This is a genomic window from Pantoea dispersa (assembly GCF_014155765.1).
In the GTDB taxonomy this organism is placed as follows: Bacteria; Pseudomonadota; Gammaproteobacteria; order Enterobacterales; family Enterobacteriaceae; genus Pantoea; species Pantoea dispersa.
This window is the reverse complement of sequence record NZ_SCKT01000012.1, coordinates 36226-62635: the sequence shown is the minus strand read 5'-3', so window position 1 is coordinate 62635 and position 26410 is coordinate 36226. Positions and strand designations below refer to the sequence as shown.

The 26410-nt window shown below is 56.7% G+C and carries 26 protein-coding genes; 12 read left to right on the top strand and 14 right to left on the bottom strand.

Features of this window, described 5'->3' with window-relative positions; genetic code table 11:
• Window positions 1-47: 47 nt before the first annotated feature.
• From H7K56_RS22090 to uxuR, 3 genes are all read left to right on the top strand, one after another.
• Window positions 48-1529, top strand: a complete 1482-nt coding sequence (locus tag H7K56_RS22090; RefSeq protein WP_150361525.1) for a fructuronate reductase — start codon at window positions 48-50, stop codon at window positions 1527-1529.
• Window positions 1526-2944 (top strand): glucuronate isomerase, encoded by a 1419-nt coding sequence (gene uxaC / locus H7K56_RS22085; RefSeq protein WP_150361523.1) that lies wholly within the window; start codon window positions 1526-1528, stop codon window positions 2942-2944. Before H7K56_RS22090 ends, uxaC begins: the two co-directional genes overlap by 4 nt.
• Window positions 2945-3018: 74 nt before the next feature.
• Window positions 3019-3795, top strand: coding sequence for a Uxu operon transcriptional regulator (gene uxuR, locus H7K56_RS22080; protein WP_031280188.1), 777 nt, complete (start codon window positions 3019-3021; stop codon window positions 3793-3795).
• 427 nt (window positions 3796-4222) lie between these two features.
• Here the strand turns inward: uxuR and H7K56_RS22075 are convergent, their stop codons facing one another.
• The 3 genes from H7K56_RS22075 to pth form a co-directional block, all read right to left on the bottom strand.
• On the bottom strand, window positions 4223-4837 hold the full coding sequence (locus tag H7K56_RS22075) for a Fic/DOC family protein (RefSeq protein ID WP_150361522.1): 615 nt from the start codon (window positions 4835-4837) through the stop codon (window positions 4223-4225).
• Between the two features lie 398 nt (window positions 4838-5235).
• Window positions 5236-6327, bottom strand: coding sequence for a redox-regulated ATPase YchF (ychF, locus tag H7K56_RS22070; RefSeq protein ID WP_150361520.1), 1092 nt, complete (start codon window positions 6325-6327; stop codon window positions 5236-5238).
• A gap of 107 nt (window positions 6328-6434) precedes the next feature.
• On the bottom strand, window positions 6435-7022 hold the full coding sequence (gene pth / locus H7K56_RS22065; RefSeq protein ID WP_021509932.1) for an aminoacyl-tRNA hydrolase: 588 nt from the start codon (window positions 7020-7022) through the stop codon (window positions 6435-6437).
• A 261-nt stretch (window positions 7023-7283) separates the two neighbouring features.
• On the opposite strand from pth, the gene ychH reads away from it, so the two are divergent.
• A complete protein-coding gene (gene ychH / locus H7K56_RS22060; RefSeq protein WP_021509933.1) occupies window positions 7284-7562 on the top strand; it encodes a stress-induced protein YchH in 279 nt (92 codons plus the stop codon).
• On the opposite strand, the gene H7K56_RS22055 is transcribed toward ychH, so the two are convergent.
• From H7K56_RS22055 to lolB, 4 genes are all read right to left on the bottom strand, one after another.
• On the bottom strand, window positions 7559-8728 hold the full coding sequence (locus tag H7K56_RS22055; protein ID WP_058780682.1) for a GGDEF domain-containing protein: 1170 nt from the start codon (window positions 8726-8728) through the stop codon (window positions 7559-7561). The genes ychH and H7K56_RS22055 overlap by 4 nt on opposite strands.
• A 225-nt stretch (window positions 8729-8953) precedes the next feature.
• Window positions 8954-9901 carry a ribose-phosphate diphosphokinase gene (gene prs, locus H7K56_RS22050; protein ID WP_006118899.1) on the bottom strand — a complete coding sequence of 316 codons (948 nt, stop codon included), beginning with the start codon at window positions 9899-9901 and terminating at the stop codon, window positions 8954-8956.
• 137 nt (window positions 9902-10038) lie between these two features.
• On the bottom strand, window positions 10039-10896 hold the full coding sequence (gene ispE, locus H7K56_RS22045; RefSeq protein ID WP_150361519.1) for a 4-(cytidine 5'-diphospho)-2-C-methyl-D-erythritol kinase: 858 nt from the start codon (window positions 10894-10896) through the stop codon (window positions 10039-10041).
• Window positions 10893-11519, bottom strand: coding sequence for a lipoprotein insertase outer membrane protein LolB (gene lolB / locus H7K56_RS22040; protein WP_021509937.1), 627 nt, complete (start codon window positions 11517-11519; stop codon window positions 10893-10895). The genes ispE and lolB overlap by 4 nt, the downstream gene beginning before the upstream one ends.
• 216 nt (window positions 11520-11735) lie before the next feature.
• Here lolB and hemA point away from each other — a divergent pair, with 216 nt between their 5' ends.
• The 6 genes from hemA to kdsA are packed head-to-tail and all read left to right on the top strand — an operon-like array spanning window position 11736 to window position 17042.
• On the top strand, window positions 11736-12992 hold the full coding sequence (gene hemA, locus H7K56_RS22035; protein WP_059009568.1) for a glutamyl-tRNA reductase: 1257 nt from the start codon (window positions 11736-11738) through the stop codon (window positions 12990-12992).
• 41 nt (window positions 12993-13033) lie between these two features.
• A complete protein-coding gene (gene prfA, locus H7K56_RS22030; RefSeq protein WP_058780680.1) occupies window positions 13034-14116 on the top strand; it encodes a peptide chain release factor 1 in 1083 nt (360 codons plus the stop codon).
• Window positions 14116-14946, top strand: coding sequence for a peptide chain release factor N(5)-glutamine methyltransferase (gene prmC / locus H7K56_RS22025; RefSeq protein WP_058757489.1), 831 nt, complete (start codon window positions 14116-14118; stop codon window positions 14944-14946). Before prfA ends, prmC begins: the two co-directional genes overlap by 1 nt.
• A gap of 9 nt (window positions 14947-14955) precedes the next feature.
• Window positions 14956-15354: a SirB2 family protein gene (locus H7K56_RS22020; protein WP_150361517.1), complete on the top strand. Its 399-nt coding sequence runs from the start codon at window positions 14956-14958 to the stop codon at window positions 15352-15354.
• Window positions 15351-16160 carry an invasion regulator SirB1 gene (gene sirB1 / locus H7K56_RS22015; RefSeq protein WP_021509943.1) on the top strand — a complete coding sequence of 270 codons (810 nt, stop codon included), beginning with the start codon at window positions 15351-15353 and terminating at the stop codon, window positions 16158-16160. The genes H7K56_RS22020 and sirB1 overlap by 4 nt, the downstream gene beginning before the upstream one ends.
• Before the next feature lie 27 nt (window positions 16161-16187).
• Window positions 16188-17042, top strand: a complete 855-nt coding sequence (kdsA, locus tag H7K56_RS22010) for a 3-deoxy-8-phosphooctulonate synthase (RefSeq protein WP_021509944.1) — start codon at window positions 16188-16190, stop codon at window positions 17040-17042.
• Window positions 17043-17341: 299 nt separating this feature from the next.
• On the opposite strand, the gene H7K56_RS23440 is transcribed toward kdsA, so the two are convergent.
• Window positions 17342-17716, bottom strand: coding sequence for a hypothetical protein (locus H7K56_RS23440; RefSeq protein ID WP_249042758.1), 375 nt, complete (start codon window positions 17714-17716; stop codon window positions 17342-17344).
• Between the two features lie 996 nt (window positions 17717-18712).
• On the bottom strand, window positions 18713-19804 hold the full coding sequence (gene chaA, locus H7K56_RS22000) for a sodium-potassium/proton antiporter ChaA (RefSeq protein WP_021508693.1): 1092 nt from the start codon (window positions 19802-19804) through the stop codon (window positions 18713-18715).
• A 369-nt stretch (window positions 19805-20173) separates the two neighbouring features.
• Between chaA and chaB the strand changes: the two genes are divergently transcribed.
• A complete protein-coding gene (gene chaB, locus H7K56_RS21995; RefSeq protein WP_021313035.1) occupies window positions 20174-20404 on the top strand; it encodes a putative cation transport regulator ChaB in 231 nt (76 codons plus the stop codon).
• A 238-nt stretch (window positions 20405-20642) separates the two neighbouring features.
• A complete protein-coding gene (locus tag H7K56_RS21990; protein ID WP_021508695.1) occupies window positions 20643-21314 on the top strand; it encodes a gamma-glutamylcyclotransferase in 672 nt (223 codons plus the stop codon).
• Between the two features lie 2 nt (window positions 21315-21316).
• Here the strand turns inward: H7K56_RS21990 and H7K56_RS21985 are convergent, their stop codons facing one another.
• The 5 genes from H7K56_RS21985 to tagF form a co-directional block, all read right to left on the bottom strand.
• Window positions 21317-22732 carry a serine/threonine protein kinase gene (locus tag H7K56_RS21985; RefSeq protein WP_058771211.1) on the bottom strand — a complete coding sequence of 472 codons (1416 nt, stop codon included), beginning with the start codon at window positions 22730-22732 and terminating at the stop codon, window positions 21317-21319.
• A gap of 66 nt (window positions 22733-22798) precedes the next feature.
• On the bottom strand, window positions 22799-23749 hold the full coding sequence (locus H7K56_RS21980; RefSeq protein WP_058757494.1) for a hypothetical protein: 951 nt from the start codon (window positions 23747-23749) through the stop codon (window positions 22799-22801).
• A 14-nt stretch (window positions 23750-23763) separates the two neighbouring features.
• Window positions 23764-24540 (bottom strand): PP2C family protein-serine/threonine phosphatase, encoded by a 777-nt coding sequence (locus H7K56_RS21975; RefSeq protein WP_150361898.1) that lies wholly within the window; start codon window positions 24538-24540, stop codon window positions 23764-23766.
• A complete protein-coding gene (tagH, locus tag H7K56_RS21970; RefSeq protein WP_150361899.1) occupies window positions 24537-25667 on the bottom strand; it encodes a type VI secretion system-associated FHA domain protein TagH in 1131 nt (376 codons plus the stop codon). Before tagH ends, H7K56_RS21975 begins: the two co-directional genes overlap by 4 nt.
• Window positions 25668-25700: 33 nt before the next feature.
• Window positions 25701-26399 (bottom strand): type VI secretion system-associated protein TagF, encoded by a 699-nt coding sequence (tagF, locus tag H7K56_RS21965; RefSeq protein WP_058771215.1) that lies wholly within the window; start codon window positions 26397-26399, stop codon window positions 25701-25703.
• Window positions 26400-26410: the final 11 nt, after the last annotated feature.

Genomic DNA, 26410 nt, shown 5'->3' with positions numbered 1-26410 from the left:
CGCTTGCCCGGCGGACGCGCAGTCACGCCGGACACTGAGGAGTTCACATGCAACACAACCTTGCCGACGCCAGCATTAAGGTGGCGCGGCCCGCATGGCAGCAGCAGCGGCTGGTGCCGCGCATCGTGCACATCGGCTGCGGCGCGTTTCATCGCGCGCATCAGGCGCTCTATCAGCACCATCTGCTGGAGATAAGCGACAGCGACTGGGGCATTTGCGAGGTCAACCTGATGTCGGCCAGCGGCAGACAGCTGGTGGAACAATTGCGCGCGCAGAATTTGCTCTACAGCGTCACCGAGCAAGGCGCGACGCGTCATGACGTCAAAATCATTGGTTCCGTACACTCCGCGCTGCACCCGGCGCTGGACGGTTGTGACGGCATTCTTAACGCGCTTTCCCGCGCGGAAACCGCCATCGTCTCGCTGACGGTAACCGAAAAAGGCTATTGCACTCATGGCGCAACTGGCGAACTGGATAGCACCCATCCGCTGATCGTGCACGATCTGGCCCATCCCCGGCAGCCGAAATCCGCCATTGGCTTTATCGTTGAGGCGCTGCGCTTGCGGCGTGAAGCCGGGTTAGCGCCTTTTACCGTGCTGTCATGCGACAATCTGCGTGATAACGGCCACGTCGCGCGGGCTGCGGTCATCGGTCTGGCACAACGGCAGGATGCGGCGCTGGCGGCATGGATTGACCAACAGGTTACATTTCCCTGCACCATGGTTGACCGCATCGTGCCGGCCGTGACGGAAGAGACGCAGCGCGAGATTACCGGGTTGCTGGGCATCGCCGATCCCTGCGGTGTCGCCTGCGAACCGTTTCGTCAGTGGGTGATTGAAGATAACTTCTTGGCGGGACGTCCCGACTGGCAGCGCGTTGGTGCGCAATTTGTTCCGGATGTCGCCCCCTACGAGTTGATGAAACTGCGTCTGCTGAATGGCACGCACTCGTTTCTGGCGTATCTTGGCTACCTCGGCGGTTGTGAAACTATCGCTGATACCATGCAGCTGCCCGCTTACCGTCAGGCCGCGCTGTCGCTGATGCTGACTGAACAGCGTGCCACGCTGACGATGCCGGCAGGCAGCGATCTGAACGCGTATGCGCATCAACTGCTTGAGCGCTTCAGTAATCCGTCGCTGCGCCATCGCACGGCGCAAATTGCCAGCGATGGCAGTCAGAAACTGCCACAGCGCATGCTGGATTCGCTGCGCTATCATCTGCATCACGGCAGCGACTGCCGGCATCTGCTGCTCGGCATCGCGGGCTGGATGCGATATATCCTCGGCGAAGACGAAAAGGGCGAGCGCTACCCGGTGGCTGATCCGCTGGTCGCTAAGTTTGAGCGGATTAATCAGCAGTTCCCTTCAGGTCCCGCCCGCGTGCAGGCGCTGCTGGGCATTAACGAGATCTTTGCGGACGACTTACCCGCCAATCCGGCCTTTGTTGCCGCCCTGCAACACACCTATGACCGCCTGTGCCAGCAGGGTGCCAGAGCCGCGGTTGCATCCCTCAATCCGGAGGCCAAATGAAGCGTTTTATGGATGACGATTTTCTGTTGCACAGCGAGGTGGCGCGTCGCCTGTATCACGACGTGGCGGCGCAGATGCCGATCTATGATTACCACTGCCATCTCAATCCGCAGGAGATTGCAGAAGACCGACAGTTTGCCAACCTCGGGCAAATCTGGCTGGAGGGCGATCACTACAAATGGCGCGCACTGCGCGCGGCGGGTGTAGAGGAATCATTGATCACCGGTAACACCACCAGCGATTACGATAAATATCTGGCCTGGGCGCAGACCGTGCCAAAAACGCTCGGCAATCCGCTCTATCACTGGACGCATCTGGAGCTGCGCCGGCCGTTTGGTATCACAGACACGCTGTTTGGACCAGAAACCGCACCACGCATCTGGCATGAGTGTGCGGAGAAGCTGGCCACGCCTGAATTTTCCGCGCGCGGCATCATGCGCCAGATGAACGTGCGTATGGTGGGCACCACTGACGATCCGATCGACTCCCTGCAGTACCATCGTCAGATAGCTGAAGACAGCAGCTTTGATATTGAGGTGGCACCGAGCTGGCGTCCGGACCGGGTGTTCAAGATTGAACTGGAAGGATTCACCGATTACCTGACCCGGCTGGAAGCCGCCGCAGATGTCAGTATCGATAGCTTTGATGCGCTGCGTGTGGCGTTACTGCGCCGACTGGACCACTTTTCCGCCCATGGCTGCCGTGCCGCCGACCACGGCATTGAAACGCTGCGCTATGCTGCGGTGCCAGCCGACAGCGTGCTGGATGGCATTCTCGCCAGACGCCGCAGCAATGCGGCGCTGAGCGAGCTGGAGATTGCGCAGTTCAGTACCGCTGTGCTGGTGTGGCTGGGCGCGGAGTATGCCCGCCGTGGCTGGGCGATGCAATTACATATCGGTGCGATCCGCAATAACAGCACGCGCATGTTCCGTCAGCTCGGCCCGGACAGCGGTTTCGACTCCATCGGCGATCATCTTGTTGCCTGGCCGCTGGCGCGCCTGCTGGACGCGATGGACACCAATGACCAGCTGCCAAAAACCATTCTTTACTGCCTCAATCCGCGTGACAACGAAGTGCTGGCTACCATGGCGGGTAACTTTCAGGGCGCAGGGATGGCGGGCAAGATGCAGTTCGGCTCTGGCTGGTGGTTCAACGATCAGCGTGACGGGATGCTGCGGCAACTGGAGCAGCTGGCGCAGATGGGGCTGCTCAGTCAGTTCGTTGGCATGCTGACCGATTCGCGCAGTTTTCTTTCTTATACGCGGCACGAATACTTCCGCCGCATTCTGTGCAATCTGTTTGGCGAGTGGGTGCGTGACGGCATCGTGCCGCACGATGAAGCCGCGCTGGGCGCGATGTTGCAGGATATCTGCTTCCATAACGCCCGACGCTACTTCAGCCTTAACCCACGGTGAAAATCACGCCCTGTGTTATAGTGCAGGGTAGAAAATTTGGCGGCCTAATGTCTGAACCAGCAGAAAAGAGCGTTATGAAACCACAAGCTTCAGCACAGCGACCCTATCAGGAAGTGGGCGAGATGCTTCGCAACATGATCACGCAGAAACAGTACGCAATTGGCGAGCGGTTGCCGCCGGAGCGTGAACTGGCGATGCTGCTAAACGTCACGCGCACGCTGGTGCGTGAGGCGCTGATTATGCTAGAGCTGGAAGGGTTAATTGAAGTGCGGCGTGGCGCAGGCATTTATGTGATCAATGACACGCCGGCACCGCGTGCCGCTGCGCAAACCGCCTGCAATGCGGCCGGTCCGTTTGAGATGCTGCAGGCCCGCCAGCTGCTGGAGAGTAATATCGCCGAATTCGCTGCGTTACAGGCGACGCGTGAAGACATTATCAAAATGCGCCAGGCGCTGGCGCTGGAAGAACGCGAGCTGGCGTCAGGCGCAGTGAATGACAGCGAAAACGGCGACCGCAATTTCCACCTGGCGATTGCCGAAGCCACGCACAACAGCATGCTGGTGGAGCTGTTCAAACAATCCTGGCAGTGGCGGGAAGACAACGTGATGTGGAGCCAGCTGCATCGGCATCTGATCAATACCAACTACCGCAAAAAGTGGCTCGACGATCATAAAAAGATCCTCGCCGCCTTAATTAAGAAAGACGCGCGCGCCGCGAAACAGGCGATGTGGCAACACCTGGAAAACGTCAAGCAGCTGCTGCTGGAGTTTTCTGATGTGGACGACATTGATTTCGACGGCTACCTGTTTGAGTCATGGCCGCTGTATGCCACTAACGGATCGGATAATTAGCCTGGCGTAGCTGCTTCAGTAATCATTCGCGCGGCCGCGTTGCTGCCATTCAGTCAATGAAACCGCAATTCGCACAATAGCCGTAGCGGCGCGATTCATCGCCTTGCGTGGGGTTTATTTACCGGGCTCATGAGATTGTTTGAAGCCTGATGGGACATCAGCTTGCCGAGCCAGAAGGGAACGTGATGTTGGTTCAAAGCTTTGATATACTCTTGAGGCTATGGTGTCTTACGCAACTGCACTGATGTAGAGAGGGCTTAATGACCAACAACAGAAAAAAAGCGCACTCAGGTTATGCTAAACCTTCTCGCTCCGATATCATTCGTTCAGTAGCAACGTCAACGGCTGTTGAAACCGGCCAGTCCTCAGCTAGCGTCGAGGCCTCACTTGAAGCCGCGCGTAAAAAATTCGCGCATCTTCGCCTGGCTTAGTGCCTTCTCAATGCCCGACTGGCCCAGTATTTCATTGGTGCGTAGTCCATTGACATACCAGCATGAATAGCCGAAAAATACTGGGTTTTATTCTGCTCCCAGCTTTGATAATCCAGCGGTTTGTATCCTCCCTGAACCGCCATGACATCAGCTAACAGCCGCAACAAACGTCCGTTTCCTTCTCTAAAGGGATGTATAAGTATCAGCTCGACATGCGTAACGGCGATAGCGATGATGAGTTCTTCTTCGTCCATGTCGTTACAGGGCGTGTAATGCGCAAGATACTTGTTGTATTCGTTCAGTAGTTTTGGCAATTGTGCTGAGGGCGCAAACATAAAATCACCCTTGCTAATATTGACCGTTCTCTCTTGTCCAGCCCATTCGTAGGTGTTACCCAGCCAGCGGCGATGCCAGCTTTTTAGTAGCGCGACGTTGAGTTTTCCTTCGGGAAAGTTTTCCTCAAAAACTGACTGGTAGAGTTGTTCTAACAGAACAAGTTCTGCCTCATTCATCTCAGTGGAATCGGTGAGCCTAAGCTTATTGGCCATGACCTGCTCGCCTGAGTCTTTTTCAAACTTACCTTCACTGCCAGCAACATGGTATCGGCTCATGAGTGCGCTCTGTAATAATGACAAACAAAGCGTAAGTATATTTAGGTCCATCAGGTTTATCAGCCAATCCTGCCTCGAAACCTTTCGTTCATCAGGATAAGTTAAATTGCTGTATATCCAGGGAGTACCGTTGGTTTCAGTGAGCCAGGCTGTACTTCAATAGCATCAGCCTGGTTGCCCGTTTCGATTAAACAGGTACTGTGGTTCGGTAAGGGGAGCTATAAGTAGCGCCGCAGCCGAGATTTTGACCAGCCGCCGTAAAGAGTGGGATGTGACTGGCGCTGGCAATTTATCCCCGCCCGTAAAAAGCATGTAATAAAAAATCCACGCAATGGCGTGGATTTTATTTTTTGCGGGTTCATGAGATAAGTGGAACCTCATGACACCCTGGAAGCCAATCAGACGTTAAACAGGAAGTTCATCACATCGCCATCTTTCACGATGTACTCTTTACCTTCTGAACGCATTTTGCCGGCTTCTTTCGCGCCCTGTTCACCTTTGTATGTGATGAAATCTTCGAATGCGATGGTCTGAGCGCGGATAAAGCCTTTTTCGAAGTCGGTGTGGATTTTACCGGCTGCCTGCGGTGCGGTGGCGCCAACCGGGATGGTCCAGGCACGCACTTCTTTCACGCCTGCGGTGAAGTAAGTCTGCAGGTTGAGCAGGGCGTAACCAGCGCGGATCACGCGGTTGAGGCCCGGCTCTTCCAGGCCCAGTTCAGCCATGAATTCGTCGCGCTCTTCATCTTCCAGTTCGGCGATGTCCGATTCCACTGCCGCACAGACCGGCACCACCACTGAGCCTTCGGCTTCAGCAATCGCGCGCACCTGGTCGAGATACGGGTTGTTCTCGAAACCGTCTTCATTGACGTTGGCGATGTACATGGTCGGCTTCAGTGTCAGGAAGCTGAGATAGCGGATCGCTGCTTTCTCATCGGCGTCCAGCGCCAGCGAGCGCAGCATACCGGCGTTTTCCAGATGCGGCAGGCACTTCTCCAGCGCGCCCAGTTCCGCCTTAGCATCTTTGTCGCCGCCTTTGGCTTTCTTCTGACAGCGCTGAATGGCACGTTCGCAGGTGTCGAGATCCGACAGCGCCAGCTCGGTGTTGATGACATCAATATCTTCCGCCGGGTTTACTTTACCGGAGACGTGGATGATGTTGTCGTTTTCAAAGCAGCGTACCACGTGGCCAATAGCTTCTGTTTCACGGATGTTGGTCAGGAACTGGTTGCCCAGGCCTTCACCTTTCGACGCGCCTTTTACCAGACCGGCGATGTCCACGAACTCCATGGTGGTTGGCACCACGCGCTGTGGCTTAACAATCTCGCTCAGCTGATCGAGGCGCAGGTCAGGCATCGGCACCACGCCGGTGTTGGGCTCGATGGTGCAGAACGGAAAGTTGGCTGCTTCGATACCCGCTTTGGTCAGCGCGTTGAACAGGGTGGATTTACCGACGTTCGGCAGGCCCACAATACCGCATTTAAATCCCATGATCTTACCTTTCTCACTGAGTGTGCAGCGCTGGCAGACAGCGCCGACTGATTCAAAAATTTTCGCGCATTATACACAGAATTCCCTGCGGCGGCGCGGGAATTGGCTTAGCTGGCTTTGAAGGCGTGCAGGCGGTTCATCGCCTTAATCTTGTCTTCTTTTAGCCACAGCTCGGTACAGCGCACCGCTTCGTCGACCGCCTCGTCAATCAGCTTCTGTTCGCTGGCCGGTGCCTTGCCGAGCACAAATCCGGTGACCTTGTTACGATCGCCCGGATGGCCGATACCGACGCGCAGGCGATGAAAATTGTTGTTATTACCGAGCTTGCTGATGATGTCTTTCAGGCCGTTATGACCGCCATGGCCGCCGCCCTGTTTGAATTTCGCCACGCCTGGCGGCAGGTCCATTTCATCGTGTGCCACCAGAATCTCTTCCGGCGTAATGCGATAGAACGTTGCCATCGCCGCCACCGCTTTGCCGCTCAGGTTCATAAAGGTAGTGGGCACCAACAGGCGCACATCCTCGCCGGCCAGCGACAGGCGCGCGGTGTAGCCGAAAAACTTCGGCTCCTCTTTGAGGGACTGATTATGGCGCGAGCAAAGTAAATCCACATACCAGGCGCCAGCGTTATGGCGCGTTGCCGCGTATTCAGCGCCGGGATTGGCCAGCCCCACAATCAGTTTAATGCTGCTCACGATGTTTATCCTGTCTCGCTGCGAAAGGGCGATAGTTTACTGCCTGCCGGCGGGGATGACAAAGGGCGTAATGGCAGATTAATGACCTGAGGTGACTAATCAATTTCTATCGAAATCAAGGCGCTGGCGGTAAAGTTTTGTCAGACATTGTGAAGGATGTGTGATCCTGTACGCATCTTAACCGCCAGTCATTGCCTAAACTTATGGCCAGTTAACCAAACGTGCTGTTTTCTGCGTTGCTGAAAAGGATGGAGGTAAATCATGAAACGTCAACACTGCCGCACCGTCGGTAATGGTTTGATGTGTCTCGGCTTGTTAACCATGGTGCTCGGAGTGGGTTATTCCATCATTAACCAGCTACCGTCGGTCAACCTGCCACAGTTCCTCGCGCATGGAGCGATGTTCAGTATTTTTGTGGGTGCCCTACTGTGGCTGGTCGGCGCACGCGTCAGCGGACGGGAGAGGGTGGAAGACCGCTATTACTGGCTGCGTCACTACGGTGACAAACGCTGCCGTCGCGATCACCACTCAACGCACTAACCGGCTTCCGCCATTGCCGCCTGCGGCGTCTGATAACCTTCGACGCGGTTACGTCCGGCGGCTTTAGCGCGATACAAGGCTTCATCAGCCAGCGCCAGCAGGGCGGGAAACGCCTGATGCCGCTGGCTGGCAGTGGCAAAGCCAATGCTCACCGTATAGCCGATGTCGTTGGGTAGCGACAGCTGTGTCGCCAGCCGGATACGCTCACATATGCGCTGCGCCTGCTCACTGTCGCCAGGAAGCAACGCGGCAAACTCCTCACCGCCCAGCCGGGCAAACTGACCCTCAACCGGCATTAACGCTTTTACCACCTGACAAAAATCGACCAGCACCCGATCCCCCTGCTGATGGCCATAACGATCGTTGATGCTTTTGAAATGATCGAGGTCGAACAGCACTGCACTGTAAATATAGGGCTGCGGCAAACGTGCGTGGCGCAGCAGCAGTTTTTCTGCGGCTTCAAACAGCGCGCGCCGGTTCCAGACGCCGGTGAGCGGATCGTGTAGCGACGCCAGCTTATGGGCGATCTGCGTCCGCTCATTAACCATCGCCAGGATAGTGAATGTCAGGCCGATGACGAAGAGGATCGACTCCAGAATCACATACACCGAAAAGCCGGAACCGCCAATGGCACCCGGCACGGGGGTGGCTACCGCATCGTCAAGGAAAATGCGTGCCAGATGGAACAGTAAGTGGATCCACAGCAGTATCTGCGCGGGCCAGAAAGTGACGGTCAGCGTGGCGCGCGCCTGCCACAGCAGACGAATCAGCGCGGCGGTAAAGATGATGCACAGCAGGCACATGACCAGCACGCGTTTCGGCTGGCCGTGATAGAACTGCGGAAAAGCACAAAGCAGCGCCCACAGCAGCGCGCCAGTGATCCAGCAAAAACCGAGCGGTAGGCGGCAAAAAGTACGAAAGGCGTTGAGCAGGGTGCCGTAGGCCAGCAGCATAATGACATTCCCGACCGCCACCGGCAAAAAGTGCAAACCGGCGCTGCGCAGGCTGCTGAGCAGCACGGCGGCAAGCGTCAGTATTAGCGTCAGGGTGGTAAAACCCAGCACCCGGTCGTACTGCGCCCCGACCCAGGCAAAAATCAAAATAATGCTCAGAAACCCCAGCACGTAGAGCTCGCAAATAAACAACGTATAAATGTCGAGTGGCATGGTGGTCGGAGTTCTCAGCAAAAGTGTGGTGAAAAATATCACTAATCACTGGACCGCTAAAGCCCGGATGCGCTTGTCTGATAAAAAGAGTGGAAGGCGGGGAGATTGGCGGATTTTGAGGCCATTTATCGCGCAAATAGTGGCGGCGGAAGCGGCTTTATCGGGATGTTACTCCGCGCACAGGCAATAAAAAACCGGGCAGGGCGCCCGGTTTTTCGCGAACAATTAATGTTCGAACATCGCCGAAATCGATTCTTCGTTGCTGATACGACGAATGGCTTCGGCCAGCATGCCAGACAGCGTCAGCGTACGCACGTTTGGCAGTGACTTCATCTCTTCCGACAGCGGAATAGTGTCGCAAACAATCACCTGATCAATCACTGATTTGCGCAGATTTTCCACCGCGTTGCCAGAGAAGATTGGATGGGTGGCGTAAGCGAACACGCGTTTCGCGCCGCGCTCTTTCAGTGCTTCAGCCGCTTTGCACAGCGTACCGCCGGTGTCGATCATATCGTCGACCAGTACGCAGTCACGACCGGCAACGTCACCGATGATGTGCATCACCTGCGACACGTTCGCACGCGGGCGACGTTTGTCGATGATGGCCATGTCGGTGTCGTTGAGCAGTTTGGCGATAGCGCGAGCGCGCACTACGCCACCGATGTCCGGCGAAACCACAATTGGGTTTTCCAGACCAATCTGCAGCATATCTTCCAGCAGAATCGGGCTACCGAACACGTTATCCACCGGGACATCAAAAAAGCCCTGGATCTGTTCAGCGTGCAGGTCAACCGTCAGTACACGGTCCACGCCGACGCTGGAGAGGAAATCAGCCACAACTTTGGCGGTAATTGGCACGCGGGCAGAACGCACGCGGCGGTCCTGACGGGCATAGCCAAAGTAAGGGATTACAGCAGTAATACGACCAGCAGAAGCCCGACGCAGTGCGTCGACCATCACAACCAGCTCCATCAAGTTATCATTGGTGGGGGCACAGGTGGACTGGATGATGAAAATATCACCACCGCGTACATTTTCATTAATCTGTACACTTACTTCGCCATCGCTGAAACGGCCGACAGCGGCGTCTCCGAGGCTGGTGTAAAGGCGGTTGGCAATACGTTGTGCTAGTTCCGGGGTGGCGTTACCAGCAAATAGCTTCATATCAGGCACGAGAAGAACCTCAGGCTTGGCGTCCAGAGAATGAACCGCTCAAAAATAACCGGCGAATACATTTGAGCCTGTTCATACGGGTGTGTTAATGCGTCACGTGCAGTGTCTGGAACAAGGTGACACTGTCACGTTTACGCTTAGAGCCCGGAAAGGGTGCGCTGTAACGGCGAGAGATTAAGCCCACGCGCCACAAATCCGCACATCCATTTCGGGGCAAGCTCCAGCACCTGACGAGCAGCGGACTCGGTGTCAAATTCAGCAAACACACAAGCGCCGGTCCCTGTCAGGCGCGACGGCGCGTATTCTAGCAGCCAGGAAAGCAGCGCATCAACCTCACGAAAACGTTTTCTTGCTACCGCTTCACAATCATTGTGAAAAGGACGCTGCAACAGTTCATCTAATGTGCGTATTGGTGAATCGCGCGTCAGTTCAGGATCGCGAAACAGATCCGGGGTAGCGATGCTGACGCCAGGATGCGCCACCAGATACCATTTTTCCGCCGGAAACGCGGGCTGCAATTGCTCGCCGACCCCTTCGGCAAACGCCGCATGGCCGCGCACGAATACCGGCACATCAGCACCGAGACGCACGCCAAGCGTAGCCAGCTCATCCACGCTGAGCTGGGTGCGCCACAGATGGTTCAGCGCCACCAGCACCGTCGCGGCATCAGACGAGCCACCGCCCAGACCACCGCCCATCGGCAGGCGCTTCTCCAGCGCGATCCGGGCACCGGCCTGCGGCGGCAGCGTGCCTTTGTCCGCCGCTGCGGCGCGCAGCGCCAGCGCCGCCCGCACGATCAGGTTGTCTTCATCAGCCACGCCGTCGAGCGGCGTCAGCAGGGTGATACTGCCGCTGTTATCCGGGGTAATCTCCAGGGTGTCGCCAACATCGAGAAACTGAAACAGCGTCTGCAAATTGTGGTAGCCGTCTGCACGACGGCCGGTAATGTAGAGAAACAGGTTGAGCTTTGCCGGCGCGGGCCAGGTGGTGATCATTGTGTGGTCCAGCTATCCATGCGCAGTTTGATGCGCTGACCGCCTTCGGTCAGTTCGAGGTTGGCCGGCAGCGGCGGGTTCACCTTGCTGTCGTAATCGCTGATATTCACCTTCCACTGCTGGCCGTTGCGGCTGTAGGTCAGGCTTTGCAGCTGATAATTGTTGTTCAGCTGGTAGTCGCTGGCGTCGCCTGGCAGCCCCATCATCCACTGACGCAGGTTCGCCAGCGGAATATCCATGCCGGTGAGCTGGGAAATCATCTTCTCCGCGTCGTTGCTGACGTAGCGTTTGCCTTTGTTATCGACAATCTGCACCACCGAACCCTGCGCGTCGAGCTGCAGTTCGGTGCTGCCGAGCGGGTTAGTCAGCAGCAGACGGTAGCGGTCTGCAGCAGTTTGCTGCCAGTTAAATCGGGCATAAACCTTTTGTTTATCCGACAGATAGGCAAACGCGCCGCGCGTCTGGTACTGGGTGATTTTCGCTACCGCCTGCTGATGTTGCTGCCACTGCGGCGATGTCGTGCTGGGACCGGGACCTTGCTGCGGTTTATTGATGCTACAGGCAGCCAGCAACACGCTGGCAAGGGGCAAAAGGCGCAACAGCTGGCGCGGGGGCAAATGCATCACGTGGTCGTCTCCTCAGACACGTTTTTACGTCGTAACAGGTAACGCTAACCATCCGTCTCTGTGCCGTCAATGGCGATGTCAGGATAATTGCGCACGATCAGTTTAATCTTATTACAGTCATAGGCTTTGTATGGCTTTTCTTGATCTGTTGCATCTTGTAGAATGCGCAGCACAAAACCTGACAATTATTGGGACTTCCCAACCCGAATCACCATGACGCTGCTTGCTCTCGGAATCAACCACAAAACCGCACCTGTTGCGCTGCGCGAACGTGTTTCGTTCACGCCAGACACGCTGGACCAGGCGCTGAACAGCTTGCTGTCTCAGCCGATGGTGCAGAGCGGGGTGGTGCTTTCTACCTGTAACCGGACGGAACTCTACCTCAGCGTAGAGCAGCAGACCGATCTGCAGGAGCGGCTGGTGCGCTGGTTGTGCGAGTATCACGACTTACGTGAAGAGGACGTGCGCAACAGCCTGTACTGGCATCAGGACAACGCGGCGGTCAGCCACCTGATGCGCGTGGCCAGCGGGCTCGACTCGCTGGTGCTGGGCGAGCCACAGATTCTCGGTCAGGTCAAAAAAGCCCATGCTGACTCCTCGCGCGACCATGCGCTGAGTAGCGAGCTGGAACGCATGTTCCAGAAAACCTTCTCGGTGGCCAAGCGCGTGCGCACCGAAACCGAAATCGGCGCCAGCGCGGTGTCGGTCGCCTTTGCTGCCTGCTCCTTAGCCCGTCAGATTTTCGAATCACTCAGCAGCGTTAACGTGCTGCTGGTCGGTGCCGGTGAAACCATCGAACTGGTGGCGCGTCACCTGCGCGAACACAGCGTGCGCAAACTGATGATCGCCAACCGCACGCGCGAACGCGCACAGCTGCTGGCGGACGAAGTGGGCGCCGAAGTGATTGGCCTTGCCGATATCGAAACCCGCCTGGCCGATGCCGATATCATTATCTCCTCCACCGCCAGTCCGCTGCCGATTATTGGCAAAGGCATGGTGGAACGGGCGCTGAAGGCGCGCCGCAATCAGCCTATGCTGCTGGTGGATATCGCCGTGCCGCGCGATGTCGAGCCGGAAGTGGGCAAGCTCGCTAACGCCTACCTGTACAGCGTGGATGATCTGCAGGCGATCATCGAGCAGAACATGGCGCAGCGCAAAGCGGCGGCGGTGCAGGCGGAAAGCATTGTGGTGCAGGAGAGCGGTGAATTCATGGCCTGGCTGCGCGCGCAAAGCGCCGGTGAAACCATCCGCGAATACCGCGCGCAGGCTGACGACGTGCGCGCCGAGCTGCAGGATCGCGCGCTGGCGGCGTTGCGTCAGGGTGCTGATGCCGAAAAAGTCTTGCAGGAGCTGGCACACAAGCTCACCAACCGTTTAATTCATGCACCAACCAAATCACTGCAGCAGGCCGCGCGCGACGGCGACAGCGAACGCCTGCAGATCTTACGTGACAGCCTCGGTTTAGAGTAATCTGGTCTGTCACGACCTATCACTGGGATACCCTCTATTAGATGAAGAGCTCGATTGTTGCCAAGCTGGAAGCGCTGCAGGAACGCCATGAAGAAGTTGAAGCGTTACTGGGCGATGCCGGCGTAATTGGCGATCAGGACCGTTTCCGCGCGTTATCACGTGAATATGCCCAGCTGAGCGACGTCACCCGTTGTTTCCGCGAATGGCAGCAGGTGCAGGAAGATGTCGAAACGGCTGAAATGCTGCTCGACGATGCGGAAATGCGCGACATGGCGCAGGAAGAGTTGAAACTATCGCGCGACAAGCGCGAGGTGCTGGAACAGCAACTTCAGGTGCTGCTGCTGCCGAAAGATCCCGACGATGAACGTCCGTGCTTTATCGAAGTGCGCGCCGGCACCGGTGGCGACGAAGCGGCGATTTTCGCCGGCGATCTGTTCCGCATGTACAGCCGCTATGCCGAAGCGCGCCGCTGGCAGGTGGAGATCATGAGCGCCAACGACGGCGAGCATGGCGGCTACAAAGAAGTCATTGCGCGTATTACCGGTGATGGCGCCTATGGCCGCATGAAGTTTGAATCCGGCGGCCATCGCGTGCAGCGCGTGCCGGAAACCGAATCGCAGGGGCGCATTCACACCTCCGCCTGTACCGTGGCGGTGATGCCGGAGCTGCCGGAAGCCGAGCTGCCGGACATCAATCCGGGCGATCTGAAAATCGACACTTTCCGCTCTTCCGGCGCGGGCGGTCAGCACGTTAACACCACCGATTCGGCGATCCGTATCACCCACCTGCCAACCGGCATCGTGGTGGAGTGCCAGGATGAGCGCTCGCAGCACAAAAACAAAGCCAAAGCGCTGGCGGTGCTGGGTGCACGCATTCACGCAGCGGAAATGGCGAAGCGCCAGGCGGCGGAAGCCTCGACGCGGCGTAATCTGCTGGGCAGCGGCGACCGTTCCGACCGTATTCGTACCTATAACTTCCCGCAGGGGCGCGTCACCGATCACCGTATCAACCTGACGCTCTACCGCCTCGACGAAACCATGGAAGGCAAGCTGGATACGCTGATCGAGCCGATTGTGCAGGAGTATCAGGCTGACCAGCTGGCCGCACTGGCCGGGCAGGAGTGATGAACGTCCGGCGCTGGCTGCAGCAGGCGCAGGCTGCGTTGTGCGGAGGCGATAGCCCGAAGCGCGACGCGGAGATTCTGCTGGGTTTTGTCACCGGCAAGTCGCGCAGCTGGCTGATAGCGTTTGACGACAGCCCGCTCGATGATGCGCAACTGGCACAGCTGGAGACGTTACTGGCACGCCGCGTGCGCGGTGAGCCGATTGCGCATCTGGTGGGCGAACGCGAGTTCTGGTCGCTGCCGCTACGCGTCAGTGATGCCACGCTGATTCCGCGTCCGGATACCGAAGTGCTGGTGGAGCAGGCGCTGCTGCGGCTGCCCGCGACGCCCTCCGCGGTGCTCGATCTCGGCACCGGCACCGGCGCCATTGCGCTGGCGCTGGCCAGCGAGCGGCCCGATTGTCAGATTACCGGCTGCGACCGCATCGCCGCTGCGGTTGCGCTGGCGCAGGACAACGCCCAGCGCCTGCACCTCACCAACGCCGGATTTGTGCTCAGCCACTGGTTCGACGATCTGCCCGCCCAACGTTTCGATCTGATTGTCAGCAATCCGCCTTACATTGATGCCGCCGATGAACATCTGCAGCAGGGCGACGTGCGTTTTGAGCCGCTCAGCGCGCTGGTGGCGGAGGAGGCCGGGCTGGCCGATTTACGATTAATCATTGAACGCGCGCCGCACTGGTTGCAGCCGCAGGGTTGGCTGCTGCTGGAACACGGCTGGCAGCAGGGCGAGGCTGTACGCGCGCTGCTAACCCGTAATGGCTTTCAGGCGGTCACCACCGTTGAGGATTACGGCGGCAATCCGCGCGTCACGCTTGGACAACTTACTTAAGGAAGCACTATGGCCAGCTGGTATCCGCTGATAAAAAATTTCCATCTGCTGACAGTCGCGATCACCATCACACTGTTTCTGCTGCGTTTTTACTGGCTGACCACCGGATCTGCCCTGCTGCAGCGCCGCTGGGTGCGCATTGTGCCGCACATCAACGATACATTCCTGCTGCTCAGCGGTGCACTGCTGGTGCTGATTACCCACTTTTATCCGTTTACCCCACAAGGAAGCTGGCTGACGGAGAAGCTGTTAGCGGTTATCATCTACATCGCCTTAGGTTCCGTGGCATTGAGTCGTCGCCCGCGCAGCATGGCGACCCGCTGGGTCGCCTGTTTAGTCGCCGTGGTCGCATTGTTGCTGGTGATTAAACTGGCGATGACCAAAATGCCGTTATTGGGGATAGTATGACCTCGCCAGTGCAACTTGATTACAGTGAAACACCGTTAAGTGAAGCGGTGATCGGCGCGACCTGCGCCATACGCAATGATTTTTCCGCGCCTTCCGTCCAGCAGCAGCTGGCTGACCTGGTTGAAGAGGCGCGGCGCTATGTCAGTAGCGAACAGGATGCGGATCTGCAGCTGGAGAAGCTGCTCGATCTGTTTTACCAGCAGTGGGGCTTTGGCGGTGCCAGTGGCGTCTACAATCTGTCAGACGCGCTGTGGATCGATAAAGTGCTGAAGAGCCGGCAGGGGACGGCGGTATCGCTCGGCGTGATTCTGCTGCACATTGCGGATGAGCTAGAGCTGCCGCTGATGCCGGTGATTTTCCCGACGCAGCTGATCCTGCGTGCCGACTGGCTCGACGGTGAAATGTGGCTGATCAATCCGTTTAACGGTGAGACGCTCGACACCCATACGCTGGAAGTGTGGCTGAAGGGCAACATCAGCCCGACGGCAAAGCTCTACTCTGACGACCTCGACGAAGCGAAAACCGTCAGCGTGATGCGCAAAATGCTCGACACGCTGAAAGCGGCGCTGATGGATGAGAAGCAGATGGAGCTGGCGCTCAATGTCAGCCAGGTGCTGCTGCAAATCGACCCGGACGATCCCTATGAGATTCGCGACCGCGGTTTGATTTACGCCCAGCTGGAGTGCGAGCATATCGCACTGACCGATTTGACCTATTTCGTTGAACAGTGTCCTGAAGACCCGGTCAGCGAGATGATTAAAGTGCAGATCCACGCAATTGAACAGAAACAGGTGACGCTGCACTAAGCGTCCCCCGACATTTAAGGAAAGGGCATGACACAGAAAGTAGTGAGTATCGGCGATATCAAGGTCGCAAACGATCTGCCATTTGTTCTCTTCGGCGGCATGAACGTGCTGGAATCCCAGGATCTCGCCATGCGCATCTGCGAACATTACGTGAAGGTAACCGACAAGCTCGGCATTCCGTACGTGTTCAAAGCCTCTTTTGACAAAGCCAACCGCTCTTCCATCAAGTCTTACCGTGGCCCTGGCCTCGACGAAGGCATGAAAATTTTCCAGGCGCTGAAGCAGGCGTTCGGCGTGAAAATTATCACTGACGTGCACGAAAGCTGGCAGGCGCAGCCGGTCGCCGATGTGGTGGACGTGATTCAGCTGCCGGCCTTCCTGGCGCGTCAGACCGATCTGGTGGAAGCGATGGCGAAAACCGGTGCCGTGATCAACGTGAAGAAGCCGCAGTTCGTCAGCCCAGGCCAGATGGGCAATATCGTCGATAAGTTTGCCGAAGGCGGCAACGACAAGGTGATTCTGTGCGACCGCGGCAGTAACTTCGGGTATGACAACCTGGTGGTTGATATGCTCGGTTTCAACGTGATGAAGAAAGTCACTAACAACAGCCCGGTGATTTTTGACGTTACCCATGCGCTGCAGACGCGCGATCCGTTTGGCGCGGCTTCCGGTGGTCGTCGTGCGCAGGTTGCCGAACTGGCGCGTGCGGGCATGGCGGTAGGCATCGCCGGTCTGTTCATCGAAGCGCACCCGGAACCGAACAGCGCCAAATGCGACGGCCCGTCCGCGCTGCCGCTCGATAAGCTGGAACCGTTCCTGGCGCAGATGAAAGCGATTGACGATCTGGTCAAAAGCTTCCCGGAGCTGGATACCAGTAACTGATTTGTCATAGCAACAGCAAAGGCACCCGCGGGTGCCTTTGTAATAGAATGGTAAATTCTGTCGCAGGCGCTTAACAACGAAGGGATTACATAAAGTATCAACTGAAATTGACCGTCAAAACCATCTAAAATATTTCACGTAGATAGCACCCATGGCAATGACCCAGAGTAGAGTCAATAACAGCCCATAATGAGGGAAAAGCGCTGTCAAAAGTATTCCACCTGCTACTGCCGCAATCACCGGTATTAGTGAAAAAAAAGACTGACTTAACCATGCATAGAACCAGGAAAAGATTCGTTTCATTTTGTCAGTAACCGTTCTACTAATGCCAATATTTGCTCATCATTTGTTGAGCCGGATTTGTTTAAGTAAATAATTTTAGACATTTCAGGTTCTATGAGATAATAAAGCATTTCTAATTTCTGTTGATTCAGATCGAAATAATACTCCGGATCCGCAAATTTCAAATGCTGAGCTGCTGTTGCAGCGATTTGTATTTTCCCATAAAATTTTAAAACTGTGACACTATAAAGCGATGTCCGGTCAATCACATCAACCAGCGAGCTCTTAAAAACTTTAGATTCGGTAACTATGCGCGCGATAAGAAATGAAATGGTGAGTTTTGAAGCTTTACCGCTTGTATAATTAGCCGCCTTTTCAGCAAGTTGGCGCACCAGATTTTGAACATTATGTTCACTGAGACGCGCAAGTTTTTTCTAAAGTAGATTTCAACCATATCAAGGATGACATCATGTCGTGAAAAAACCTGTGGCAGAGCTGAAAACATACGAACATCTTCACTTCTCAGTCGTTTACATACATCTTTGTAATCATCAAAAACGCAGGAACTATACCAGCTAGCTCTTTCAATTCCCGAGGCAACCGTAGTACTGACGGTTCGCGTTTCTTCACGCAGTTGCACCAGTGCTTTTTCAAAATTGAGTGCAATTGTACGATCAGCCTGAAGCTTCAATTTCAGATACGACATGGTTAATCATCCCTTACTGTAAAAATCCTTAATAAACGATTATATACTCATCACATCTTGTTGCAAGGAGCATGCATGGAAATGAAACGGATACTATTACTAATTGTCTTAACATTAGGCTACGGAATTGTTATTCCTGAGATCATGTTCAGGTTCCTTTCCGAATCATCGTATATGCTGTCAGGTAAATTAGTGAACCCTTTTCATGTTTTTTTATCGACCATTGATGCGTTGATTATCGCAACTATTTTATTATCTGCTTTTCTCTCATGGTTGACATTAAAGCTGATAGCGTCCATCGCTAAGCGGTAAGGTTTTAATGTACAAGCAGCATTTTGATACGGTGTCGGGGCTGAAAATAATGTAAGTCAATTGACGTATGGATTGTTTACAGGCAATCATAAACAATGACTGGCAGCCAGAGTAAATGCAGTGAACATTTTAACTTCTTCGGGTAAACAGAATATTAGCAATAAACTATTCGATTTAAGGCTTAATTTTTAGCAAATAGCTGGCAGGGCCAGATGTGCTAACGGCTGTTATTAAGCCGTAAAGATATCTTTATCCAGGTGCGCATAAATGCGCACCCTACATTGTACGGTCGCCGCTCATGGCGACCGATTCACCTGATGCGCACCCTGCGTTGTAGGGTCGCCATTCATGGCGACCACTTCATTTAACATCACAGCATAATCGTCAGCAGATAGCCGGCAAACAGGGCCAGATGCGCTGCGCCGTTGAGCACGTTGGTGCGGCCAGTGGAGAACGAGATGTGGCACAAAATCAGCACCGCGCTCATCACCACCATATGCGGCGGCTCAAGGCCGAAAATCAATTGCTGACCGGTCAGGGTGGCGATAATGGTCACCGTCGGCACCGTCAATGAAATGGTGGCCAGCACCGAACCGAAAAACAGGTTCATCGCGCGCTGCACCTGATTCATCAGCACCGCCTTGATTGCGCCCAGACCTTCCGGCGACAGAATCAGCAGCGCGACGAGGAAACCGGTAAACTGCTCCGGCGCGTTCATTTCAGTGAGCAGCATTTCCAGTGAGTTGGCGTTCATCTTGGTCACGCTGATCACCGCAATCAGATGCACAATCAGCCACGCGGTGTGCCACAGCGAGCTGTGCGCGGAAGGCTTACCGTGATGCGGGTCGCCATCATCGCTCTCGTCTTCATGCTCGTAAACAAACAGGCTCTGGTGGGTTTTGGTCTGAATCAGCAGGAACACGCCGTACATCGCCGCAGAGATCGCAGCAATGATCAGCGCCTGCGCGGTAGTGAAATTGCCGCCGGGCAGGGCATTGGGAAACACCAGCACCAGAATCGCCAGCGGGAAAATGGCGATCATGTACTGCTTCACGCCGGCCAGGTTAACGTACTGGGTGGCAAATTTACGCCCGCCTAGCAGCAGGGCACAGCCCACCAGTCCGGCGGTAACGATCATGATGATGGAGTAGAGCGTATCGCGCATCAGCGCGGGCGCTGCATCGCCGGTCGCCATCAGCGCCGAAATCAGGCTCACTTCCAGAATTACCACGGACAGGCTGAGAATCAGCGAGCCGTAGGGTTCACCTAACCGGTGCGCCAGAACGTCGGCGTGACGTACTACGCTGAAGGCGCTGCTTAAAATCGCTACCAGCGCCAGCAGATTGATGCCAATTACCGGCAGAAGCGCTGTCTGGCCGCCAAAAAAGCTCAGCACCGCCAGCGCCAGAATCGGGAAAATCAGCGAATACTCGCTGTGTCGGGTCTTCTCATGTCCAGCCATGCGCCATCCTCTTCGGCAAAAAGAACAAAAACAGGCAATTGCTGCCTGATAAATATAGTGACTCATCTGACGAAGCGCAGTGTAACTTTTCACCACTGCTGACGCAGATTTTTTACGCGTTTTTACTTTTTGTCATTTTTGCCTGAACGAAGCGAAATTAGCGCTAATCAGCGGATTAACCCTTTTCATCAGCAGGTTAATAGTGCGTGTTTCGCATCTATCCTGCGTGAAACGAGGAAGAACAGAACTGAATCATCTGGCCTTATCCCCACTATCAGCCTTATTTGCTGGCAGAAGTATGAAATAGCAGGTTTGCGTTTTTGCCGTTCTCTTCCAGACTTATACAGGGAACCTGAAACAGGAGGAACTATGCCTTATTCATCGAACCGGGAACTGCCGGACAGCGTGCGCCACGTGCTGCCGGGCCATGCGCAAACCATCTACCAAAAGGCGTTTAACAGCGCCTGGGATCAGTATAAAGATGAAGATGATCGTCGCGGTGATGAATCGCGCGAGCAGGTGGCACACAAAGTCGCCTGGGCGGCGGTCAAAAAAGAGTACGCCAAAGGCGAGGACGACAAGTGGCATCCTAAACACTAGCTCCCGCGCGGGCCACTGCGGCCCGCTTCACACTTCTCCGCGCTTCGTTCAAGAATCCTGCCAGGCAGCCGATGCTATTTACAGATAATTTCCCCTTTGTGATCGGGGTCAATCTTGAAACGTTTATGGCAAATGCATTACTGTCTTGTCTTAAGTCGACGCCGCGTGCGCCGCCTGTAAAATCGCAGATTCAGGGAGCCATAACGACAGGAAGGTCAGCGCAGTAGAGGAGATCGCAGTGTTAACCCGGGAATTCTTACTAAAAGCGGATTGCAAAACTTCATTTGGTGATATTGACGAAGCGCTGCTGTGGAGCTGTGAGAAGCGCGCGGCGTCGCTCTGCGCCACGCTTGCCTGTCGTCCCGATCAAAGCCCGGTGTGGATCTTCGGCTACGGTTCCCTGATGTGGAACCCGGTTTTTGAAGCGGAAGAGGTGGCGACCGGACGGCTTGAGGGCTGGCATCGTGCTTTTTGCCTGCGGCTGACCGCCGGACGCGGCACCGTTGCCGCACCGGGACGGATGCTGGCGCTGAAAGAGGGCGGTTCTACCAGTGGTCTGGCGTTTCGCCTGCCGGAAGCGCGCCTGCATGAAGAGCTTGAGCTGCTGTGGAAACGGGAAATGATCACCGGCTGCTATCTGCCCACCTGGTGTGAACTGACTCTGGAGGATGGCCGCACGGTTACGGCGCTGGTGTTTATCATGGATCCGCGTCATCCGCTGTATGAAGCCGACTCCTGCCGCAGTACCATTGCTCCGCTGATCGCTCAGGCCAGCGGCCCGCTCGGCAGCAACGCGCAGTATCTGTTCTCGCTGGAACAGGAACTGGGCAAACGCGGCATGCAGGAAGAAGCGTTAACGCGCCTTGCGGCCGAAGTGCGCGCGCTGCAGCAGAGCGCCGCGCGCGGCTAACCTCAATTACCCGGATTAATCAGCCAGGTGCCCGGCTGGTTAATCGTCAGCATCTGGCTGCGCACCTGGCTGCCGTGATGCACTTCAATACGATAGCTGCCTGCCGCCAGATTCAGCGAGGCGAAACCGCTGCTGGCGGGTTTCACATCCTTCGCTTCGCCGTTCAGTACGATATTTTCCCCTGCCTGCAACTGCAGGTAAACCGTCGCCATGGTTGGTGCGCTGCTGGCGGGCGCGCTGCCCGCTGATGGGGTCGCCGCCGGGGCGCTGCTGGCCGCCACCGGCGGTGCGTCGCTCGGGCGATTGGCTTTCCACACTACGACCACCACGGCAAGCAACGCCACGGCAGCGGCGGCGAGCAGGGCAGGCGACAAACGGCGCACATTGCGCGGCGTCACCGGTTCAATCGCGGCGGCGGCATGATTAACCGCCATTACCTGCGGTTCCGGCACGGCCGCTACCGGCTCCGGCACGGGCTGGCTCTCCGCGGTCACCGGGAAGGTCGTCACCAGCGCTTCGACATCGCTCACCGGCAGATCGATCAGCCGGGCAAAAGCATCAATACTCTGTGGACGGTCTTCCGGCTTCATCGCCAGCGCGCAGTCGATCGCGTGCAGCAGCGGCAGCGAATACCCCTCAGGCTTGCGCTCCACCAGCGGCTGGTAGTTATCTTCAATGCAGCGCACCACGCTGACCGGCGGCGCGTGGCCGGTGATCAGCGTATGCAGCACCGCGCCCAGCGCGTAAATATCGGTCCAGGGTCCCTGTTCGACTTCTCCCTCTTCGCTGTACTGCTCAATCGGCGCGAAGCCCGGCTTGAGCATGATCTCGGTTTCATCCGACAGGTTGCCAATCTCTTTGCGCGCCGAGCCAAAGTCGAGCAGCACCGGCAGCTGATTTTCCTGAATCTGAATGTTATCGAGCGAAATATCACGATGCAGGTAACCGGCGGTGTGAATAGTGTTAATGGCACCAAACAGCGGCGGTAACAGACGGCGAATCCACGCTTCGTCAATGCTGTCCGGGCTGGTGAGCTGCCACTCTTTCAGCGTCATGCCGCTGTAGTAGAGCGTGCCCATGTAAGCCGTGCCGTTCTCTTCCCAGAAGCGCAGGACGTGCAGCAGACCGGGATGATTGAAGCGCGCCAGCAGCCGTGCCTCCTGAATAAAGCTGTTGCGTCCGGCATTAAACAGTTTCTGGAAGCGCTCGCCGCGCAGTTCCAGCGCCAGATCCGCACCGCGTACCGCCAGTGACACCGGCATGTACTCTTTGATGGCGATAGTGCGTTCCAGCTGATGATCCCAGGCGCGATAGACAATGCCAAAGCCGCCGCCGCCGATCACTTCCTTGATTTCAAACTCGTTAAACCGGTAGCCCGCAGGCAGGGCATTGGGGGTATGATTTTCGTTTGCCGACATAGTGAGCTCTCTGAACACGTCCTGTAGCGCCCCGTCACGCCGGTGACGGCGGGCAACAACCGCTAATTAATTAATGTTACGCCAGGCACCAATTGCCGGATCGGCCAGATCGGCGTGCAGGGTGTCAATCAGTAACACAGTCACTTTTTGCTGTGGCATAAACTGCGGCGACCAGATGCCGCGTAAGCTATCAACCCGCGATTTCACCGCTTCGCTATCCGTGCCGGTGTTTTTATCCATTTTAATCAGCAGCGTGCCGCTGAAGCGCCAGACGTGCTGCTGAGCATCAAACGGCAGCACCAGCCAGCTATCGCTGGCATCGGGCCGCGTGACAATCATGCGCTGTTTGTTCACCGCCACCACCTCCAGCGGCGTGCGGGTCAGCGTAAGATCGGCGATGGGATAACCCTGCAGGAAGGTTACCGTCTGGCTGCGCGTTTTGCCGTCACTCAGCAGCGTCATCGCCGCCGGACCTTCCAGCCAGCCCTCGGTTGAGCAATGCTGCTGCGGGTTCTCAGGAATAAACAGCGAACCGCCGTTTTCATCCCACCAGGTACGGAAATGGCAGCCGCCGGGCAGGGCGAAGTGCTGCAGCGGCGTGCTGTCGGCCGGACGCGATAAATCCAGCGGCGCCGCGGTATTTGCACTGGCGCTGGCGGTCGCGTCGTTGAGGATGATCGGCCGCCAGTTCTGCAGTTTTGCCGCGCTGCCGTTAGCCAGCACGCTGCCCTCTTTGCTGGTCATCTGCCAGGGGATCTCATCCAGCAGGCCGCACTGGTTCGCCAGCAGCGTACCGACGCGCGGCAGGAAGCTGGTAAGAATGCTGGTGTCGCTGCTTTTGCCGGACACGATGCGCAGCGGCAGCGTCTCTTTACACCAGTCGTCGGGCGCATTACTGGCAACGTTATCGATATAGACTTCCAGCGACAGGCTGGGCGAGTAGACCACCCGGTAATCTTCCGCCTGCGCATTCAGGGCCAGTAACAGGGCGGCAACGCCCGGCAACCACAGTTTCATAATGATCCTTGCAATCAATAACGTGACGGCAGAAAACGTGCCGCATCAGCCTGGGAATAAAGCAGCGTCGCGTCCTGCGGTTCGCCAATCCAGATTGCCAGAGCGCTGAGATTGTCGCTTTTAACACTGCGGTTTACGGCCTGTTCCATCAATGCCAGCCACTCTTCGCAAGCGTTCACCATGCGCAGTGCCTGTTCCATTTCGTCGGTGGTGAGGTTGAGCCAGAAACCGTCGGTACAGACCAGAAATGCGTCACCATCGGTCAGCTCAATCACCTCGCTGAAGGTGGCCGGTCGGGCCGGCTCAATACCCAGCGCATTATAAAGTAAATTACTGTTAATGCCGGTATTTTCATAGCCGGCTTCGCGCAGCTGCTGCGCCAGACTGTGGTCACGCGTCACCTGATGCAGCATCCCGTGGCGGAAGTGATAAACCCGGCTATCACCGGCGTGCGCCCACCATGCGCGCTGCGTTGTGCGGTCAATAAACAGGGCGGCAAGGGTGGTGCTCATGCGCGAAAAATTCGGATTGTTCCCCTGGGCACTGACCAGCGTTTGCTGACACTTTTCTATCGCCGCGCGTGTACTCTCCAGCGTGAACGTGTCGTTTTGCTGCAGCTGCGTCAGCAGGGTATCGCGCACCAGCTGGGCGGCATAATCGCCGCCGGGCAGACCAGCCACGCCGTCGCACACCAGAAAACAGGCTTTCTGTTCATCGACTTCGGCACCGGTGCGATCCTGGTTTTCGTCACGCATACCCTGCTGGCAGCGGCTGGCAAACTTCATCTTCATGCGTCTTCGGTCCGCGTCTGGGAATCTTTGTACTGATTCACTTCCATGTCGTAGGCATGCAGAAAGGCTTCACCAAACAGGGTGTGGAAGTCATCTTCAATCTCGCCCGCGGTGCGCTGATAGTGACGGAGAAAATAGTCCCACAGCGCCGCTTTACGTCCGCCGCTGAACGGCATCTTAGGCAGCACGCCGTCTTTGCGCGCTTCCTCTTCCAGACGCTGCGGATTAAACGACTGCAGCATCGCGGCAATGATGGCGCGAATGCCGGCAATCATCCCCAACTGATGCGCCTGTAAATCCACCAGCGCATCGCGCACCGCTGCTTCCGGTGGCATAAAGCCAGGCATCTGGCTCTGGTACATCTGCATCAGCACGGTTTTGCCGGAAGGCAGAATTTTAAACGGGTTATTGGCTTCGTTAAGGATCATCGTCATGTCGGCTTTCACGCCGCGCTTGAGGATGGAGCGCGAAGAGAGCAGGGCAACCGTACCCTGCGAAAACAGGCTGAGCATACGGCCGGTGACGCGCATCTGCTCTTCGGTGATCGGCGTCTGGTGACCATTATTCAGGCCCATGCCTTCCAGCAGCGCGGCGATCAGTTTGTCCTGTTCGGCGCCTGCCAGCACGGCTGGCACTACGGGCGCATCGCTTTGTGGATCGATCGCCAGGCGCGCGTCCGGGCGGCGTTCGTGACGCGGACTGTCACTCTGTGGCAGCACTTCCGGTTCCGGCACGTTTTCGTCCTGCTGCATACCCAGCGGATCGGCGGCGCTGTCAGCAAAAAACGCCAGCGGATCATCCTGCGGTGCGTTCTGACACGCCGGGTCACGCACTTCCAGGCCATATTCGCCAATCTGCAGCGTATCGCCGTGGCGTAGCCGCACCTGCGAGCCGCGCTGCAGCGCCACGCCGTTCAGCACCACTGAAGTGACGCTGCCCTGGTTGGTCAGGCGGCACTCGCCGTCTGGCGACAGGTGCACCAGTGCCTGCAGGCGCGAGATAGCGCGCGATTCGTCGGGCAGCACCAGGTCGTTATCCTGGCTGCGGCCAATGGTCCCGCCAGGCGGGCTAAACGCGACGGTTTTGGCGGGCACATCCGTATTGCACTGCACAATGGTAAATTGCATGAGTCATCCCGTTAACAAGGCAAGCGCACTGGCCTATTCAAACATCGGTGGATAGAGGCCATTACGTCCCGGCTGGGCACCCGCCGCCGGGTTAAACAATAACGAAAAAAGTTGCGCGGTGAGCGGGCCACTGTGTTTATGCGTGGCGTGGGCAAAGCCGTCACTGCGATTACTCCACCAGTAGCTAATGTGCTGTTGGGGATCAAAACGATCGGCCACTTCACGCCAGCTCAGGGTGCAGGGCAAATCGTCAAAACCAATCACATCCATGATGTCGCTGCGCTGCTTATCCGGCAGCAGCAGCGGAGCCAGCTGCTGAATCTGCGTCTCAAGCGCGTCCGGGCTGTGGCGATCGCGCACCGCCTGCCACAGCAGCGCGCCGAGTTCCTGATACCAGTCGCCGGAGATCGCCAGTTGTGAAGCATGCCACGCGCTGAGCGGAATGCTGTGCAGCGCCAGCAGAGGCCACGCACGGCCGACGCGATCGCACGAGGGCAGCAGACAGCCCAGCTGCACCTGCTGGCGCAGCGGCGATAGCGGCAGGACAAAATTCCATACCGGCGCGCGTAAAAACTGTTGCGTGCTGGCCTCTTCCTGCTGATGCCAGTGGATTAAGCCTTGTTGAAACCAGTGGCTCCACGGCGTCACCGTGGCTTCACTGAGCCGCTGGCGCAGAAAATCACCGGTGGCCGGTAATTTGCCATACCAGCCCGGCGCGGTGTAACTCGCCATGGTTACCTCAC

What these genes read in the sequence shown, in the direction of transcription:
- kdsA (WP_021509944.1), top strand. Translation starts at nt 16,188, where the DNA reads ATGACACAGAAAGTAGTGAGTATCGGCGATATCAAGGTCGCAAACGAT.
- lolB (WP_021509937.1), bottom strand. Translation starts at nt 11,519, where the DNA reads ATGCATTTGCCCCCGCGCCAGCTGTTGCGCCTTTTGCCCCTTGCCAGC.
- ychF (WP_150361520.1), bottom strand. Translation starts at nt 6,327, where the DNA reads ATGGGATTTAAATGCGGTATTGTGGGCCTGCCGAACGTCGGTAAATCC.
- uxuR (WP_031280188.1), top strand. Translation starts at nt 3,019, where the DNA reads ATGAAACCACAAGCTTCAGCACAGCGACCCTATCAGGAAGTGGGCGAG.
- ispE (WP_150361519.1), bottom strand. Translation starts at nt 10,896, where the DNA reads ATGATCACCACCTGGCCCGCGCCGGCAAAGCTCAACCTGTTTCTCTAC.
- H7K56_RS22075 (WP_150361522.1), bottom strand. Translation starts at nt 4,837, where the DNA reads ATGAGCCGATACCATGTTGCTGGCAGTGAAGGTAAGTTTGAAAAAGAC.
- ychH (WP_021509933.1), top strand. Translation starts at nt 7,284, where the DNA reads ATGAAACGTCAACACTGCCGCACCGTCGGTAATGGTTTGATGTGTCTC.
- hemA (WP_059009568.1), top strand. Translation starts at nt 11,736, where the DNA reads ATGACGCTGCTTGCTCTCGGAATCAACCACAAAACCGCACCTGTTGCG.
- H7K56_RS22020 (WP_150361517.1), top strand. Translation starts at nt 14,956, where the DNA reads ATGGCCAGCTGGTATCCGCTGATAAAAAATTTCCATCTGCTGACAGTC.
- H7K56_RS21975 (WP_150361898.1), bottom strand. Translation starts at nt 24,540, where the DNA reads ATGAAGATGAAGTTTGCCAGCCGCTGCCAGCAGGGTATGCGTGACGAA.
- prfA (WP_058780680.1), top strand. Translation starts at nt 13,034, where the DNA reads ATGAAGAGCTCGATTGTTGCCAAGCTGGAAGCGCTGCAGGAACGCCAT.
- H7K56_RS21985 (WP_058771211.1), bottom strand. Translation starts at nt 22,732, where the DNA reads ATGTCGGCAAACGAAAATCATACCCCCAATGCCCTGCCTGCGGGCTAC.
- tagH (WP_150361899.1), bottom strand. Translation starts at nt 25,667, where the DNA reads ATGCAATTTACCATTGTGCAGTGCAATACGGATGTGCCCGCCAAAACC.
- H7K56_RS21980 (WP_058757494.1), bottom strand. Translation starts at nt 23,749, where the DNA reads ATGAAACTGTGGTTGCCGGGCGTTGCCGCCCTGTTACTGGCCCTGAAT.
- chaA (WP_021508693.1), bottom strand. Translation starts at nt 19,804, where the DNA reads ATGGCTGGACATGAGAAGACCCGACACAGCGAGTATTCGCTGATTTTC.
- chaB (WP_021313035.1), top strand. Translation starts at nt 20,174, where the DNA reads ATGCCTTATTCATCGAACCGGGAACTGCCGGACAGCGTGCGCCACGTG.
- H7K56_RS22090 (WP_150361525.1), top strand. Translation starts at nt 48, where the DNA reads ATGCAACACAACCTTGCCGACGCCAGCATTAAGGTGGCGCGGCCCGCA.
- sirB1 (WP_021509943.1), top strand. Translation starts at nt 15,351, where the DNA reads ATGACCTCGCCAGTGCAACTTGATTACAGTGAAACACCGTTAAGTGAA.
- uxaC (WP_150361523.1), top strand. Translation starts at nt 1,526, where the DNA reads ATGAAGCGTTTTATGGATGACGATTTTCTGTTGCACAGCGAGGTGGCG.
- tagF (WP_058771215.1), bottom strand. Translation starts at nt 26,399, where the DNA reads ATGGCGAGTTACACCGCGCCGGGCTGGTATGGCAAATTACCGGCCACC.
- H7K56_RS22055 (WP_058780682.1), bottom strand. Translation starts at nt 8,728, where the DNA reads ATGCCACTCGACATTTATACGTTGTTTATTTGCGAGCTCTACGTGCTG.
- prmC (WP_058757489.1), top strand. Translation starts at nt 14,116, where the DNA reads ATGAACGTCCGGCGCTGGCTGCAGCAGGCGCAGGCTGCGTTGTGCGGA.